This is a genomic window from Klebsiella sp. M5al, assembly GCF_002090195.1.
In the GTDB taxonomy this organism is placed as follows: Bacteria; Pseudomonadota; Gammaproteobacteria; order Enterobacterales; family Enterobacteriaceae; genus Klebsiella; species Klebsiella grimontii.
The window spans coordinates 3061115-3076467 of record NZ_CP020657.1 but is presented as its reverse complement, the minus strand read 5'-3'; the positions used below and the strand labels follow the sequence as shown (position 1 = coordinate 3076467).

At 57.4% G+C, this 15353-nt stretch carries 14 protein-coding genes; 5 read left to right on the top strand and 9 right to left on the bottom strand.

Annotated features, from left to right (window positions below):
- Positions 1 to 153: 153 nt before the first annotated feature.
- Positions 154 to 657 carry a hypothetical protein gene (locus BWI76_RS28120; protein ID WP_145977451.1) on the bottom strand — a complete coding sequence of 168 codons (504 nt, stop codon included), beginning with the start codon at positions 655 to 657 and terminating at the stop codon, positions 154 to 156.
- 176 nt (positions 658 to 833) lie between these two features.
- On the opposite strand from BWI76_RS28120, the gene ttrS reads away from it, so the two are divergent.
- The 4 genes from ttrS (at position 834) to BWI76_RS14630 (ending at position 6391) form a co-directional block, all read left to right on the top strand.
- Entirely contained in the window at positions 834 to 2606 is a 1773-nt protein-coding gene (gene ttrS / locus BWI76_RS14645; protein ID WP_004136430.1) for a tetrathionate respiration histidine kinase TtrS, read from the top strand.
- Positions 2581 to 3168, top strand: a complete 588-nt coding sequence (gene ttrR, locus BWI76_RS14640) for a tetrathionate respiration response regulator TtrR (RefSeq protein WP_024358141.1) — start codon at positions 2581 to 2583, stop codon at positions 3166 to 3168. The genes ttrS and ttrR overlap by 26 nt, the downstream gene beginning before the upstream one ends.
- 159 nt (positions 3169 to 3327) lie before the next feature.
- On the top strand, positions 3328 to 4386 hold the full coding sequence (locus tag BWI76_RS14635; RefSeq protein ID WP_064371771.1) for a YncE family protein: 1059 nt from the start codon (positions 3328 to 3330) through the stop codon (positions 4384 to 4386).
- 40 nt (positions 4387 to 4426) lie between these two features.
- Positions 4427 to 6391 carry a TonB-dependent receptor domain-containing protein gene (locus tag BWI76_RS14630; RefSeq protein WP_049089816.1) on the top strand — a complete coding sequence of 655 codons (1965 nt, stop codon included), beginning with the start codon at positions 4427 to 4429 and terminating at the stop codon, positions 6389 to 6391.
- Between the two features lie 51 nt (positions 6392 to 6442).
- On the opposite strand, the gene tolA is transcribed toward BWI76_RS14630, so the two are convergent.
- From tolA to BWI76_RS14595, 7 genes are all read right to left on the bottom strand, one after another.
- Positions 6443 to 6871, bottom strand: a complete 429-nt coding sequence (gene tolA / locus BWI76_RS14625; RefSeq protein WP_064371770.1) for a cell envelope integrity protein TolA — start codon at positions 6869 to 6871, stop codon at positions 6443 to 6445.
- 171 nt (positions 6872 to 7042) lie between these two features.
- Positions 7043 to 8155: a M20 family metallopeptidase gene (locus BWI76_RS14620; RefSeq protein WP_004136962.1), complete on the bottom strand. Its 1113-nt coding sequence runs from the start codon at positions 8153 to 8155 to the stop codon at positions 7043 to 7045.
- Positions 8155 to 8910, bottom strand: coding sequence for a glutamine amidotransferase (locus BWI76_RS14615; protein WP_004136964.1), 756 nt, complete (start codon positions 8908 to 8910; stop codon positions 8155 to 8157). The genes BWI76_RS14620 and BWI76_RS14615 overlap by 1 nt, the downstream gene beginning before the upstream one ends.
- 13 nt (positions 8911 to 8923) lie before the next feature.
- Complete coding sequence (locus tag BWI76_RS14610) at positions 8924 to 10003, bottom strand: phosphotriesterase (RefSeq protein WP_004136965.1); 1080 nt, start codon at positions 10001 to 10003, stop codon at positions 8924 to 8926.
- 3 nt (positions 10004 to 10006) lie between these two features.
- A complete protein-coding gene (locus BWI76_RS14605; RefSeq protein ID WP_004136967.1) occupies positions 10007 to 11008 on the bottom strand; it encodes an ABC transporter permease in 1002 nt (333 codons plus the stop codon).
- A gap of 18 nt (positions 11009 to 11026) precedes the next feature.
- Entirely contained in the window at positions 11027 to 11773 is a 747-nt protein-coding gene (locus BWI76_RS14600; protein ID WP_024358147.1) for an ATP-binding cassette domain-containing protein, read from the bottom strand.
- A gap of 380 nt (positions 11774 to 12153) precedes the next feature.
- Positions 12154 to 13176, bottom strand: a complete 1023-nt coding sequence (locus BWI76_RS14595) for a LacI family DNA-binding transcriptional regulator (RefSeq protein WP_024358148.1) — start codon at positions 13174 to 13176, stop codon at positions 12154 to 12156.
- A 344-nt stretch (positions 13177 to 13520) separates the two neighbouring features.
- On the opposite strand from BWI76_RS14595, the gene BWI76_RS14590 reads away from it, so the two are divergent.
- Positions 13521 to 14474 (top strand): substrate-binding domain-containing protein, encoded by a 954-nt coding sequence (locus BWI76_RS14590; RefSeq protein WP_004136977.1) that lies wholly within the window; start codon positions 13521 to 13523, stop codon positions 14472 to 14474.
- Position 14475: 1 nt separating this feature from the next.
- Here BWI76_RS14590 and BWI76_RS14585 read toward each other — a convergent pair whose 3' ends face one another.
- Positions 14476 to 15348 carry a PfkB family carbohydrate kinase gene (locus BWI76_RS14585; RefSeq protein ID WP_004136979.1) on the bottom strand — a complete coding sequence of 291 codons (873 nt, stop codon included), beginning with the start codon at positions 15346 to 15348 and terminating at the stop codon, positions 14476 to 14478.
- Positions 15349 to 15353 lie beyond the last annotated feature (5 nt).

Here is a 15353-nt window from a genome sequence, read left to right as displayed (position 1 = left end):
GGGTGCTCAGGCTCTATCTCTTATCAATTTAGCGCTTCATTTATCATCAGAAATACGCCAGCCGGCGGGGGGGGACCTTGGCCGGTAACCAACGCCATGCCCCCCTCACGAGCGGATCCGCATGGCAAAAAAATCGGTCAGTGAGTCAGCGCGCTAAGCCGCGGCTGGCAGGTCCCGCAGCCCGGAACGGTGGGCTGGGGATAGAGGGCAAAAATATAACGACACAATACCATGCGCCAGAACATCAGCATGCCGATCGCGGAAATGGCCCACGGTATAAATCCGCCGATCGATGACGGCGTAACGTTTAGCAGAAAATGGTGCCGTAAACGCCCGGCTGAATAACAGAGTCAATGGTGCACTCCGGGGCATCTTCGACTTCGGAGTTGAAGAGACATAAAAACACCCGGAACAGGCGGTTTGATGAAGGTCCACGCGTCTCTCGCGCAGCGGCGTCAGCTTTTTGCTCCCGCAGCGGACAGAGACAAACAGCGCCACGCCGATAAAAAAAACATACTGTAACGCCCACAAGAGCCAGCCGATCTCCTGGGAGCGAGACCGAACCTGTTCTTTTTTTGCCTGGATGTGCGGAACCCGAGAAGCGTCGGCGCTCGCAATGCCCGACTGCCCAAGAAACGGTAGTTTACTTTTGCCCATATTTTCCCCTCGCGCGGCGGCTAAGAAATATTTACAACATCATTGACTTGCTTGTGATACATAAACAGTGTTGATGATTCGTAGTGTAAAAATCTCGGCGGGGGGATCGCTATTGTGGTTAACCACATACCCGTCTAATAGTTGATTTAAATCAATATAGTGAAAGGGATGGTTGAGTGGGAGCGAAAACGATGGGGCGTTTGGCGCTGCTGATCTCTACATTACTGCTGATCTGTCCGGCACGGGCGGACTCATGGTATATCGGTCTGCTGTCGATTCGCGGCGATGCCATTGCTCGCAGCAGCTGGCAGCCGCTGGAATCATTTCTGAATCAGCAGATGCCGGATCAGCAGTTCCATATTCGTCCGCTGGATCTCCATGAGATGCAGGAAGCGGTCAAGAACGGTAGCGTGCAGTTTGTCGTGACCCACCCCGGGCAGTTTGTTCAACTAAATACTCATTTCCCCTTACGTTGGCTGGCCTCATTGCGCGCTTCTCATGGCGTGAAGAACATAATAGGAAGCGTCATCCTGGCCCGTCGCGACGGTGAAATTAAGACGCCTATGGATTTGATCGGGAAAACGGTTGGCGCCATCGATCCCCTGGCTTTTGGCGGCTACCTGTTGGGATACAAAGCGCTGAGCGATGCCGGATTGCGGCCAGACAGCGATCTCCATCTGCGCTTCACCGGATTTCCAGCCGATGCGCTTATTTATCTGCTGCGCGAAAATGCCGTGCAGGCAGCCATTGTTCCGGCGTGTCTGCTGGAAATGATGGATGAAGAGGGGCTGATTGATAAAGTTGATTTTGTCGCGCTGATAACACGCCCGGAATCCGCACCTTGCGTAACCAGTACCCGGCTTTACAGAGACTGGTCTTTTGCCGCGCTGCCCACCGTAAGCGACGAGGTGGCCGATCGCGTGACCCGCGTGTTGCTTAATGCGCCTGATAATGCGGTTTTTCGTTGGGGCGCGCCTGCCTCAACCAGCCAGGCCGAAGCGCTCATGCGCGAACTGAAACAGCATCCTCAGCAGCGACTGTTATGGATGGATGTCAGGAACTGGTTTGTTCAGAATCGCCTGCTGGTGGCGGGAGCCGGGCTGATATTGATACTACTGATACTCAATTATATCTGGGTGATGCTGCTGGTGCGACGGCGCGGCAGGCAGCTTGAACGCAGCGCCATCCGGCTGCGCGAGCAGGAGCAGGCCCTTGAAACGGCCCGTCAAATAAGCGTACTCGGCGAAATGACTTCGGGTTTCGCACATGAGTTAAATCAGCCGCTGTCGGCTATCCGGCACTATGCTCAGGGCTGTTCGATCCGCTTGCAGAAGCAGGATCCGCAGCACCCTTTACTGTCGGCGCTGGAGAACATTGATCTTCAGGCGCAGCGCGGGGCGGAGACGCTGCGTAATCTGCGGCTTTGGGTGAGCCAGGCGCAAGGAGAATCCGTTACGGCCGAAAAGTGGGAGAGCGTTCGCATTGTTCAGGCGATTGATAATGTCTGGCAGTGGCTGCACGTGCCGCGACAGTTTCCCGGACTTCGGATGATAAGCAACATAGACCACGCCCTGACCATCGTCTTACCGCCTGTTCTGCTTGAGCAGGTGCTGGCGAATCTGATCCTCAATGCGGCGCAGGCCGGAGCGAAGATGCTGTGGATTGATGCCGTTCGCGATGCCGGAAGCGTGAGGATCGTCCTGCAGGATAACGCCGGCGGTATCGATGACGCGCAGCTAGCGCAGGCATTCCAGCCGTTTAAGAGCAGCCGGCAAGAGGGAATGGGGCTGGGGCTGGTTATCTGTCAGCGGCTGGTGCGTTATGGCCGGGGAGAGATCGGCATAAGGAATCAAACGGCGCCCGATGGACGGCCCGGCGCGGTAGTGGTACTGGCATTCACGCATCAAGAAGAGCGGAGCGACAATGGCGATAATTCATCTCTTAGATGACGATCCGGCAGTGACCCGGGCATGCGCTTTTTTACTGGAGAGCCTGGGCTATGAGGCGGTGTGCTGGGAAGAGGGGGAACGGTTCCTTGCGCAGGCCGATCTGTATCAGGTCGGTGTTGTGCTGCTGGACATGCGGATGCCGGTGCTGGACGGCCAGGCGGTTCACGAGGCGCTGCGTCAGCGCGGTAGTACCCTGGCGGTGGTGTTTCTGACCGGGCATGGCGACGTGCCGATGGCGGTAGAGGAGATGAAACGCGGTGCGGTGGATTTTCTGCAAAAGCCGGTTTCGCTAAAACCGCTGCAGGCGGCGCTGGAACATGGGCTCACGGTCTCCGGCGAGCGCTTTGCACAGAAAAAAGTCGTCGATTGCTATCAGCAACTTACCCCCAAAGAGAGAGAACTTGCGCTGCTGGTGATGAAAGGGCTCATGAATCGGGAGATTGCGCAGGCGATGAGTATTGCCGTACGCACGGTGGAGGTTCATCGGGCGAGGGTGATGGAGAAAATGCAGGCGGGGAGCCTGGCGGAGTTAGTCAGCAAATTACAGCGGGTTACCCGGTGATGGGTTCTCAACATGGCGGTATGGCCGCCGGCACCTACACCGCAGCGGCGTCTATCACAACACAATAAATGGTAGGGAAGAGGGAGGAATATGTAATTGCAAACGATATTCATTTTCATTATTGTTTGCATTCCGTAAAATACTGTAAAGAAAAATTACATGTCTATCGCATCCCTGAAGAAAGCCGTGCGCGGCGCGCTGGTCATTTCGTTTTCTCTGCATGCGCTTTCTGCGTCGGCAAAAGATTTCAGCGAGCGGGAATTCCGCTCTCAGCCTCTTGGCCATGGCGTTTATGAACTGGCCTATGATCGCGGTCAGAAGGCGCTGTATGCCGCCTCCGCGCCCTCATTTGATAAAGATAAAACGGCGGGCGTCGTGTTTCGACTTGCGGCCGACTCTCTGCGGATTGATGAGAAAATCGCCACCGAACGCCGCGCCTTTGCGCTCTCTCTGGATGAAGAAAACCATATCCTGTATTTGGGCAATGCGCTGGATGGTTCGCTGACGCTGCTGGATACGCAGACCAATAGGGTGATTAAAACGCTTCAGCTCAGCGATGATTCAGATCCGGAAAAACAGGCCCACGTCCGCGAAGTGGTGCTGGATAAGCTAAACCAGCGTCTGTATGTGTCAGGGATCGGGCGCAAGGGCCAGGGCCTGCTTTGGGTGGTCGATAGCCGCAAGCAGCAGCTAATTGATACGTTGAAGAACATCGACCCGGTGGGGTTTGCCGTTGCTACCGCGGGTGAGAAGGTTTATGCGGTGACCGGCAACGGGGAGTTGGTTATCCTCGATGGCAAAACGTCGAAACTGCTTTCCCGGGTGAAGGTCGACCCGGCTGAATCCGAGCACTATTTCCTCAATATCGCCCTGAACAGCGCCGCCGGAGTCGGATATATCGCCGATACCAATACCCGCGATGTGCTGGTGGTGCGGCTGGACTCCGGCAAGCTGGTCGATCGTATCGCTTCGCCAAACTCCATCGCCGTGCTCTATCACGCCGGGCGCGATGAAATCTATGTGACCCATCGTAACGATCGCTCGATAAGCGTCATCGACGCGAAAACCAACCATCTCAAACACACCATCAAAACGGCGGCCATGCCCAACAGCCTGGTGCTTTCAGCGGATGGCGGAACGCTCTATGCCAGCGTCAAACAGGACGAAAAAAGCGACCAGGCTGACTACGTTCTCAAGATTGATCTAACTAAATTCTAAGGATTTTTTTGTGACGATAAAAACACGCCTGGACGTGGCGATGGCGCTCGCCTTGAATCTACCCGCGGCAGCCTTCGCCGCAGATGGCGCTTCGGTAAACGAAGAGCAGATGGTCGTCACCGCCAGCGGGTTCAGCCAGGAGCGACGCGAGGCGCCGGCGACGATCTCGGTGCTCGATGAGAAGGCGCTGAATACCCGCTCAAACCAGAACATATCCGAAGCGTTGCGCGAGATGCCGGGCGTGCTGGTGGGCAACGGTCACGGCAGCCTGGCGACCGGCGATGTTCAGATGCGCGGCATGGATTCGACCTATACCTCGTATATGGTGAACGGCATCAAGCAATCTACCCGCGAATCTCGTCCCTACGGGCATCATATTGGGACGGAAGCGGCGTTTATGCCGCCGCTGGCCGCTATTGAACGGATTGAGGTCATTCGCGGGCCGATGTCCTCGTTGTACGGCTCTGACGCTATTGGCGGCGTGGTCAACGTCATCACCAAAAAGGCGTATAACCTCGACGCATGGACGGGGGTGCTGGAGGATAATTACTTCCTGCAGGAGAAAAGCGAATACGGCAACACCAACCAGACTAACGCGTTCTTTATGGGGCCGGTAGTGCCGGGTAAACTCGGGGTCAGCGTGGGCGCGGATTATCTTGATCGTCGCGATGATGACAGCCCCACGAAAGAACGTTTTGTTAAACATCAGTCCGGAAATCTGGATGCCACGATTTCTCTGTCGCCAACCGATACCCAGCTCTGGGATCTGAACGCCACCAAAGGCAATCAGGAGAAAACCCATAACGATAAAGAGTGGTACTGGGGTTTTGACCGCGATGCGGCCTCGCTGTCACAGCATGCGTGGTACGGTGATGACCTGCTGGAGGTGAAGAACTTTATCAGCTACGAAAAGGCCCGCACGGAATATCGCGTGCCCGGCATGGACCCGCAGTTTATTAAGCAGAATAATTTTGAGGCCAATAGCGCGAACACCTTTACGCTGGCCGATCACAAGCTGACGTTAGGCGTCAACTTTACGCGCAACGAACTGAATGACACCTTCGGTATCGCGGACAAACAGGCGCCCGGCGTCACCCCGGTCAGTAAAATTACCCGCCACGGCTGGGCGGTATTCGCGGAAGACGCGTGGATGATCGTCCCGGACTTTACCCTGACGACCTCGGCGCGCCTCGATCATGATAGCTATTTCGGTTATCACGTTACGCCTAAGCTGTACGGTAACTGGGCCATTGACGAAACCTGGGCGCTGAAAGGGGGCGTGTCCGCCGGCTATAAAAAACCGGATTTACGCCAGAATAATGCCGGTTTTACCAGCGTCTACGGGGCTTATCCTTATTCTGAAATCGGTATTGGCAACGACGATCTCAAGCCGGAACAAAGCATCAATACCGAGCTGGGCGTGTACTGGCAGCGGGATGCCCTGGCGCTCGACGCCACCCTTTTTTACACCAAATTTAAAGATAAAATCAGCGACCATACCATCTGTACCTCATCGGCTACCCAGAAGTGCCAATACAACGGCTATACCGCCGATAGCGTGTCGCAATATATTAACGTCGGTGATGCGCAGATCTACGGTGTGGAGCTGAACGGCGACTGGCAGGTGACCGCAGCGCTGAAGGCGAACGCCAACTATACCTACACCCACAGCGAACAGAAAAGCGGCGAGTATAAAGGCTATGCGCTAAACGATTTCCCCAGCAGTATGGCCAACGTTTCGCTGACGTGGAACACCACTTCCGATCTGGAACTATGGACCAGGGCCAGCTGGCGCAGCAGATCGCCGGATATCGGCAAGTCCAGCGCAACGGACGCCTACGCGCTGGTGGATTTAGGCGCGCGTTACCACCTGACTAAGCGCGTCACCCTGATGAGCGGGATCTACAATCTGTTTGATGTAAATCCGGTTTACACCACCGCCTACCGGCAGACGGCGATGCTGGAAGGGCGGCGCTATAATTTCGGCGGGCGCATTGAGTTCTGACAATGAAGCAGGGGCCGAATGGCCTCTGCGCAAGGATCCCACAAAGATCTGTCAGGGCCTGAAGTCCAGAACGACATGACTGAATGTTTGATAGGTTTTTTCGTCTGGCGCAGGCGGGATTGTGGCTTGTTTCAGCGCGGACATCACCTCCGCGCATAGCGCCGGATCGCCGTTCTCGACCGTTGGATTCTCCACCGTCCCGTCACGCTGTAGCGTTAAGCGCACCGAGCATGTTTGCCCTTGCCAGGACGCCGGCTGGTCTATCTTAGCGAAGATAGCCTTCTGGATCTGGGCCAGATAGCGTGAGGCATTGGCCTGCGGTGAAGTATCTGAACCCGTATGATAATCGCGAAGTATCTTATCCACTTCTGCCGATATTTTAGCGTCTTCGGTGCTGTCCGGCGCAGAAGCACTACCCGAGCAGGCGGAAAGGAGTAAAGCGAGGGTGCAAATGAGCAGCGGGCTGATTTTCACGAACATGGTAATGCCTCCTTGCTGGCGATGAGCTATTCCGGATGCGAGGCGGTTATCCTCTGTTATTCCGCGATTTTATTCAAACGCTAATCGCTGATTTTTCCTGCGGCGGATTGAAGGCGCGGCAGCGGCATTAAGTGACACTGTCACGTATTTTTTGCCTTCGCCGCGGCCGATTTACGCCATCCAGTCGCGAATCAGGTTCCCGTACAGCTGTTCAGCCTCCTCCAGCCGGCTGAGCAGGCAGTACTCGTCGGTTTGATGAGCCATAGACGGCTCGCCGGGGCCGAGAATGATACAGGGCGGATTGCCCAACGCCGGCAGCAGCAGCGAGGCGTCGGTAAAGTAGGGCACCACCCGCGGCTCAAGCGGCCGATCGTGCAGCGGCTGGCAGCGCTGATAAACCTGTTTTATCCACGCGTGATCCTGTTCGCTGAGTACCGCGGGCAGATCGACCAGCGTCGACACCGTGACGCTCTCGCCAAGCAGCGTGGTCAACCGCTGGCGGATGGTGGCGTGCTGTAAATCAGGCGCGCTGCGGATATCGACATCGAAACGCGTGCGGTCCGGCACGGAATTAATATTTAGCCCGCCTTCAATACGTCCGACGTTTACCGTGGGCTGCTTCATCAGCGGATGCGGCGCGCCCGGCGAAAAATGTTGGATTTTAGCCAGCGCATCCGCCGCCAGATAGATAGCATTAATCCCCAGCTCCGGCATCGCGCCATGGGCGGTTTTTCCCCGCGTTTCGCAGCGTAGCCAGAGCGCGCCTTTATGGCCGATAACCGGATAATTGGCGGTGGGCTCGCCGACGATCAGCGCGCCCACTTCCGGCAACGGCGCGGAGGCGATCAACGCCCGCGCGCCGTCGCAGCCCGTTTCTTCCCCGCCGGTAATCAGCAATACCGCGCCGCGCCCGGCGAGGATCGTTTCCCGCTGCTGAACGCAGGCGACGGCAAACGCCGCTATCGCCGCTTTCATATCGCTGGACCCGCGTCCATAAAGGCGCCCGTCTTCCATCTGCGAGCCGAAAGGGTCGTACCGCCACCGGGCATTTCCCAGCGGCACGGTATCCAGATGCCCGGTAAAGGCCAGCGGTTTACCAGGCGTTGCCCCGGGGAGCCAGGCGATCAGATTGCTGCGACTCTCGCCGAATGACGACAGCGAAACTGCAAAACCGTTAGCGTTAAGCCAGTCGGCAAAGTACCGCATGCAGTCCGCTTCGCTGCCCGGCGGGTTGATGGTGTTAAAGCCCAGCAGCTGCCGGGCGAGTTCAAGGGTGGTGGTCATCAGCGATGTTCCGTCAGCCAGTCAAGGCAGTTAATCCACAGCTGACGATAGCCGGGCCATTTGGCAAACTCTTCCGGCAGCCAGTGTGCCGACATATCGCTGGTCCACACCAGCGAGCGACCCTGTTGATATTCGCGAATGGCCAGCAGCGGATGACCGGTACCGGCGACCGTCGCCAGCAGTTTGCCCTCCGGATGCATTTCGACTTCGTTATAACCCAGCAGCCACGGCCATTCGCCCGGAATATCGTTAAACAGCGCGTGGGATTCCGTCACCTCGGCATAGCAACCTTCCGGCGTTTCAATGCGATCGTCCCATGCCAGACAGCGGACCGGCAGCACTTTCTCCACCGCGGTATTACGATAACGCGCGCCGCCGTTGATTCCCTGGAAGCTGTAATAGCCGCCGATCATCATCAGCGACCCGCCGCCGGCCACGTAGTCATGCAAAAGCGTCAGACGGTTGGCGGTTCGGCGGCTTTTCAGCCAGGTGTCCGGATGCAGCAGCAGCGTATTGGCGCCGATATCCGACAGAATAATCGCATCCCACTGCAGCAGCGCTTCCAGCGTCAGCGGAAAGTCTGTCGCCGCCGCGTGGGCGGGCATGTAGGTAATGGCGTAGGCACTGTCCGCGAGCGCCGCCAGAAAATCCGTCGCGCCGGTGTGCCAGGTGGCGGTGGCGAACTGATCGAAGCCTTTAACGTGTGTTGACGTGCTGGTCCAGGACTCACCGACCAGTAAGATTTTTTTCTGCATTATGACTTTCCTTTTATCCGCCGAAGACCCGTTGGGGATTTCCAATCATCAAGGTTTCAAGCTGTTCGCCGCTGACGCCGTGGCGCCGCAGGCGGGGAACAAAATGCTTGAGTATGTAGCCGTAACCGTGGCCGCCGTAGCGGGTGAGCATGGTTTTCAGGAAGACGTCCTGCGATAGCAAAATTTGCTGGATATAGCCGTCGTCAATTAGCTCGCGAATTGCGCGGGCGTTCTCCTCGTCGGAGGGCGACTGCGCCGACTCGTCGGCGTAGTAATAGCTCATGCCGATCATGTCGTATTCGAGAAACGCCCCGCGCTGCGCCAGCTCCCGCTGGTAGCGCTTATCGGCAAAGCTGGGATTCATATGGCACAGCACCGTATGGCGCAGATCGGCGCCTTCCTGCTCGAGAATGTCCAGTACGCGGTGACCCAGCCGTTCCCAGCCGGGCAGGTGGACCTCGATCGGCACGCCGGTCGCGGCGCTGGCCCGGCCCGCAGCGCGCAGGGATTTCTCCTCATCCGGGGTAAAGCGGCTTGAGATACCGATTTCGCCGATGAGCCCGGCGAGCACCTCCGGTTTCTCTTCCCCGCCGCCAAGATCGTAGATTAGCCGCTCGGTCAGCCGTTCAACGCTGCTGGTTCTAACCCACTCGGGGTGCGAGTGTTCCAGATAGAGGCCGGTGCCCATAATAATGTTCAGGCCGGTCAGACGGGCGATACGCGCCAGCGCTTTGGGATCGCGGCCAATGCCGATATTGGTCGGATCGACTACCGTTTCCCCGCCAAGGGCGCGATATTTCGTCAGCTCTTCAATCGCGACGTCGACGTCAAACAGCTGACAGTTATCGCGGCTCATCAGCGGGTTCAGCGACAGTTCGCCGAGGTTTTCCATTTTCACCGGCATTTCGGCAAGATGGCGATCGCTACAGCAGCAGGGCGGCACCCATTTGCCGGAGGCATCCAGCAGAATATGCTCATGCATCAGCGTCACGCCCATTTCACTTATCGGCAGCGGGCCGAGCACCGTCATCACGTAACCGCTGCTGACGCCGACCGGCAGCGGGTCGGGATGGCGAAAAATTGATCCTTTCATCTGCTATCCTTTTGCCGCGGAGCGCGCGGGGTTGAGAATGCGGGTGTTCAGCCAGATAGCCAGCAGGATAATAGTGCCGGTGGCGATCTGGGTGTAGAACGGCGAAATATGCGACAGGATCAGCCCGTTCTGAATCACCGCAATCGACAGCGCGCCCAGCAGCGTGCCGATAATGGTGCCGAAGCCGCCAAACAGGCTGGTACTGCCGAGCACCACGGCGGCGATGACCTGCAGTTCAAAACCTTCGCCCTGGTTGGAGGAGCCGCTGCCGAGGCGCGCGGTGATAATCATCCCCGCCAGCGCGGCGGCCATGCCGCTGATGATATAGACCTTCATGGTCACCGCTTTGGTGTTAATCCCGCTGCGTCGCGCGCCTTCGGCGTTGGCGCCGATAGCCGTCACGTAGCGGCCAAAACGCATATGGTTGAGAACGATGTGCCCGATAAGCAGAATCATAATGCCGATCAACGCAGGCATAGGGATTCCCACAACCCACGCGCGGCCAATAAAGGTAAACAGGCTGTCAGCCGGAACCGGGATCGAGTAGCCCTGGGTGACCAGCAGCGCGATGCCGCGAACCACAGCCAGGGTGGCGAGGGTGACGATAAACGCCGGTATGCCCTCATAGGCGATAAAGAAGCCGTTGATGGCGCCAACGATGCCGCCGAGCAACAGGCCGCCGAGCAAAACCACCGGCCACGGCAGTCCCCAGTTGTTCAGGGCGATAGCGGAAAGCGCGCCGACCAGCGCGAGGGTGGAACCCACCGACAGGTCGATGCCGCCGGTGGTAATGACCAGGGTCATTGCCGTCGCGACGATCAGCAGCGGGGCGCTTTGACGGATAATGTTGAGCCAGTTGGTGCCGGTGAGAAAGTTGCTGGTGATCAGCGAGAACACCACGCAGCAGAAGACGAAAAAGAGCGCGATGCTGACCACGCCGGAGTGGTTATGCAGCAGGCGGCGCGGCAGCGAATGCTGGATCATGCGGGAGCTGCTTAAGTTCATGATACTCATCCTGTTACCTCAATGTGCGGCCGCAGAGCGGGCGGTGAATTTTTCGCCCACAATCAGGTTAACGATATCGCTCAGGCTGGTGTCGGCCACCCGTCTGTCGGCGACGTTAGTACCTTCATACATCACCATGATCCGGTCGCAGACCAGAAACAGGTCCTGCAGGCGGTGGGTAATCAGAATCACGCTCACGCCGCGAGCGGAAACGCGGCGAATCAGCTCCAGCACCGCCTCAACTTCCGCGACGGCCAGCGCGGCGGTGGGTTCATCCATAATCAGCACTTTCGGGTCAAAGGCCGCCGCGCGGGCGATGGCAATGGCCTGACGCTGGCCGCCGGAGAGATTTCGCACCAGCAGGCGGGTATCCGGAATGGAGATCCCGAGTCCTTTAAGCATCTCCCGGGCGTCGGCGTGCATTTTGGCCTCGTCGAGAAAGGGGATACCGAGGACCGATTTCATCGGCTCGCGGCCCATAAACAGATTGCCCGCGACGTCGACCGTGTCGCACAGCGACAGATCCTGGTAGACCATCTCGATATGGCAGCGGCGCGAATCGGCCGGATTAGCGAACTGCTGCTGTTCGCCGTCGATGCGAATCGTGCCGCCGGAGGGGATCACCGCCCCCGAGAGTACTTTGGTCAGGGTGGATTTCCCCGCGCCGTTATCGCCCACCAAGCCCAGCACCTCGCCCGGAGCCAGCTCGAGATTGACTCCGCGCAATGAACGTATCGACCCGTAGGTCTTGGTGATGTTGATCATCTCCACCCTTGGCGGGGTAGTGTGTGGCTGCTGCATCTGATAACTCCCATCGCTGTTGCCGGGAAAATGTTCGCCATTCTGCGGAAAATGCCCCCTCCGACACGGTTTACATGCTAGTAAACCGGTTTACCTGCGGAGTGGAGCACTCGCCAACACAGTCAGGACAAACGCTACGTAAGATATTTGTTCGCCAGTAAGAACATTGCAGCATCCGTGCCAAGGCAGGAACAACACAGCAGCCCTGTAACTTAACCATATGTAATCAATAGAGTTTATTGATTACATTCCGGTAAACCGGTTTACTGATTATAGTGAGCAGATTGTAAATCGATCGTTTTTTGCGCCAAAACTGGGCGCTTTTGCGCCATTTTGGGACGCGCTTAACAAATCTTGATTGAGTCGCGACCGATCCATTCTACCGGCAGGCGGGTTTCTGCCGGGATATCCTGGTCGTTGTTCAGCAGGCGCATCATGATATTCACCGCGGTGCGGCCCAGTTCGCGGGCGGGCTGGCGGATAGTTGAGATACGCGGCTGGGTGAAATCGGCATAGTTGGCGTCATCGAAGCCGACCAGCGACAGCGCCTCCGGCGCCTGAAGCCCACTGGCGCGCAGCCCGTCAAGCAGACCCAGCACCAGGTAGTCGCTGGCGGCGAAGACGGCGGTCGGGCGAAGCGGCTGGCTAAACAGGTAACGCAGCGCCTGCTGGCCGAACTCGCGCTGGTAGTCGCCGTACATCACCCATTCGGGCGGCCAGCTCAGACCGGCCTGCTCCATCGCGGTGCAGAAGCCCTGATAGCGCTCGCGGACGCTCATCAGCTTGTCGGGACCGCCGACGAAGGCGATATGGCGGTGTCCGGCGGCGATCAGCTTTTCGGTGGCGATCCGCCCGCCCTGAACGTTATCGGCAAACACCTTTGGCACCGTACTGCCGGGTATATCTTCATCCAGCAGGACAATGCGTTCGTGACGCTGGACCTCTTTGCGCAGCAGGCCGTTATCAGGGCGGTTAGTGGTGAACAGCAGGCCATCGACCTGGCAGGTATCCAGCCAGCGGATGAACTGGCACTCCTTTTCCGGATTATTGCGGGTGATGCACAGCACCAGGCTATAACCGCTGGCGGAAGCGGCCTCTTCGGCGGCGTCGGCCAGCTCGGCAAAGAAGGGGTTGGTGATATCGGGCAGCACCAGGCCGAGCGTCTCGCTGCCGCCTTTGCTAAGACGGCGCGCCAGGCTATTACCGCGATAGTCCAGTTCGCGAATCGCCGTTTCGATACGGTCGATGGTGTCCTGCGGCAGCACAATACTGTTGTTCATATAGCGCGACAGGGTGGCTTTCGACAGTCCCGCCAGCTTTGCGACATCGGATAACAATACGCGTTTTATACTCATTTCCTGCGCCATTTCTGCCAGAATCGGCTATCTGTAACATAGTTAAGCGCGCTGGATACAGCAATTTCTCTGCCCACAATCGCCTCAAATAAACGCTTGACAAATTTTAATCTGCGGAGAATTGTATAGGCAGTTTACCGCATCATCCGGGAAGTCATTCCCAAACCCGTTTAAGTCATTCCAGTCGCGCGCCGACACGGACCGGTTGCCGGAATGAAGTTAAACAGGTATTCGCCGAACGATCGATGATGGTTCTGGCCACATAGACGATATTTGCCCGCCAAAAAATAATCCTTCTGCGTTCGCATGCGGCGCGGAACTCTGCTGGCTATCACCTATTCCCGACGAGGATACTGATGATGTTATTTAACACCGGAAAACTGCGTTTACTTGCTGTCGCCACGACGATGCTGGCATCAATGAGTTTTATTTCGACCGCTGGCGCGGCCGCTCCGACTTATGCCCTGGTCCAAATCAATCAGCAGGCGCTGTTCTTTAATCTGATGAATAAAGGCGCGCAGGATGCGGCAAAAGCCAGCGGCAAAGATTTAGTGATATTTAACTCTAACGATAATCCCGTGGCGCAAAATGACGCCATTGAAAACTATATTCAGCAAGGCGTTAAAGGCATTCTGGTTGCCGCTATCGATGTTAACGGAATTATGCCCGCGGTAAAAGAAGCCGCCGCCGCTAACATTCCGGTGATTGCGATTGACGCCGTATTACCGGCTGGACCACAGGCGGCCCAGGTCGGCGTTGATAATATTGAAGGCGGCAGAATTATTGGTCAATACTTCGTGGACTACGTGCAGAAAGAGATGGGCGGCCAGGCGCGGCTGGGGATCGTCGGCGCGCTGAACTCGGCTATTCAGAACCAGCGGCAGAAAGGGTTCGAAGAGACGCTGAAAAGCAATCCGAAGATCACCATCGCTAACGTTGTCGACGGGCAGAACGTGCAGGACAAAGCAATGACCGCGGCGGAAAACCTGATCACCGGTAACCCGGACCTGACGGCGATATATGCCACCGGCGAACCCGCGCTGCTCGGTGCGATTGCCGCCGTGGAAAACCAGGGCCGCCAGAAGGACATTAAAGTCTTTGGCTGGGATCTGACGGCAAAGGCGATTTCCGGTATTGACGGCGGCTACGTGACCGCCGTACTGCAGCAGGACCCGGAAAAGATGGGCGCCGAAGCCCTGAAGGCGCTGAACAGCATCACTTCGGGTAAAACCGTGCCGAAAACCATTCTGGTTCCGGCGACGGTGGTGACCAAAGCGAACGTCGATTCCTACCGTTCGCTGTTTAAGTAGGTCAGCGCGCGCCGCCCGTGGTTAACAGGGCGGCAAGCTCATGGCTGCCGGGAAACGCGCTGAGCGTCCCCCGGCGGCTAACGGTAATGGCGGCAGCCCGGCTGGCGTGCGCCAGCGCTAGCGCATCCGGCGCGACGTCGCGCAGCAGGGCGGAGGCCAGCATCACGGCGAGGAACGTGTCGCCCGCCCCGGTAGTATCAAGCGCCTCGGCGGGCACGGCGGGACAAAACCGGCGCTGGCCCTCCTGGACCAGCCAGGCGCCTGCGGCGCCCTGGGTAATGACTAAGCTTTTCACCCCGTATGGCTGGAGCAGCTCGGCCTCAGATTCATTGACTACCGCGATGTCGATGAGCGGCCACAGATGGCAAAATTCAGGATTGACGGGCGAGGGGTTGAATACCGTCGTCATACTGCGGCTTTTGGCGTACTGGAACAGCGCCCGCGTTTTGTCCAGGGAGAAATTGCCCTGCTGTAGCAGAATATCGCCGGCGACGGCATCCGCGATATGCGGAATAATGTCATCCAGGCGGAATGTATCCGCGGCGGCGGTAGTGGTAATAATGGCATTGTCGCCGTCAGCGCTATTTAAAATAATCGAGGTATCGCTATGTTGATTGAAATGACCGTCGGGTAGTAAGGTCAGTGGTTCATTTTTTATCTGCTGACGGATCCACACGCCGTTGCTGTCATTTCCCGTGGCGGCAATTAGGCGCGTTTCTATTCCGCAGCGGGCTAATATAATCGCCTGGTTCGCGCCTTTACCGCCGATATCCTGCGAAACTTTAACGCCGTGAATTGAAGCGCCTTTTTTCGGTATATCCGGAATGGACCAGGTTTCATCTACGGTAATATTACCGGTAACGTAAACACGCATAGTGT

Coding starts and splice junctions, on each gene's coding strand:
- BWI76_RS28120 (WP_145977451.1), bottom strand. CDS start 657: ATGGGCAAAAGTAAACTACCGTTTCTTGGGCAGTCGGGCATTGCGAGC.
- ttrR (WP_024358141.1), top strand. CDS start 2,581: ATGGCGATAATTCATCTCTTAGATGACGATCCGGCAGTGACCCGGGCA.
- BWI76_RS14635 (WP_064371771.1), top strand. CDS start 3,328: ATGTCTATCGCATCCCTGAAGAAAGCCGTGCGCGGCGCGCTGGTCATT.
- BWI76_RS14630 (WP_049089816.1), top strand. CDS start 4,427: ATGGCGCTCGCCTTGAATCTACCCGCGGCAGCCTTCGCCGCAGATGGC.
- tolA (WP_064371770.1), bottom strand. CDS start 6,871: ATGTTCGTGAAAATCAGCCCGCTGCTCATTTGCACCCTCGCTTTACTC.
- BWI76_RS14620 (WP_004136962.1), bottom strand. CDS start 8,155: ATGACCACCACCCTTGAACTCGCCCGGCAGCTGCTGGGCTTTAACACC.
- BWI76_RS14615 (WP_004136964.1), bottom strand. CDS start 8,910: ATGCAGAAAAAAATCTTACTGGTCGGTGAGTCCTGGACCAGCACGTCA.
- BWI76_RS14610 (WP_004136965.1), bottom strand. CDS start 10,003: ATGAAAGGATCAATTTTTCGCCATCCCGACCCGCTGCCGGTCGGCGTC.
- BWI76_RS14605 (WP_004136967.1), bottom strand. CDS start 11,008: ATGAACTTAAGCAGCTCCCGCATGATCCAGCATTCGCTGCCGCGCCGC.
- BWI76_RS14600 (WP_024358147.1), bottom strand. CDS start 11,773: ATGATCAACATCACCAAGACCTACGGGTCGATACGTTCATTGCGCGGA.
- BWI76_RS14595 (WP_024358148.1), bottom strand. CDS start 13,176: ATGGCGCAGGAAATGAGTATAAAACGCGTATTGTTATCCGATGTCGCA.
- BWI76_RS14590 (WP_004136977.1), top strand. CDS start 13,521: ATGATGTTATTTAACACCGGAAAACTGCGTTTACTTGCTGTCGCCACG.
- BWI76_RS14585 (WP_004136979.1), bottom strand. CDS start 15,348: ATGCGTGTTTACGTTACCGGTAATATTACCGTAGATGAAACCTGGTCC.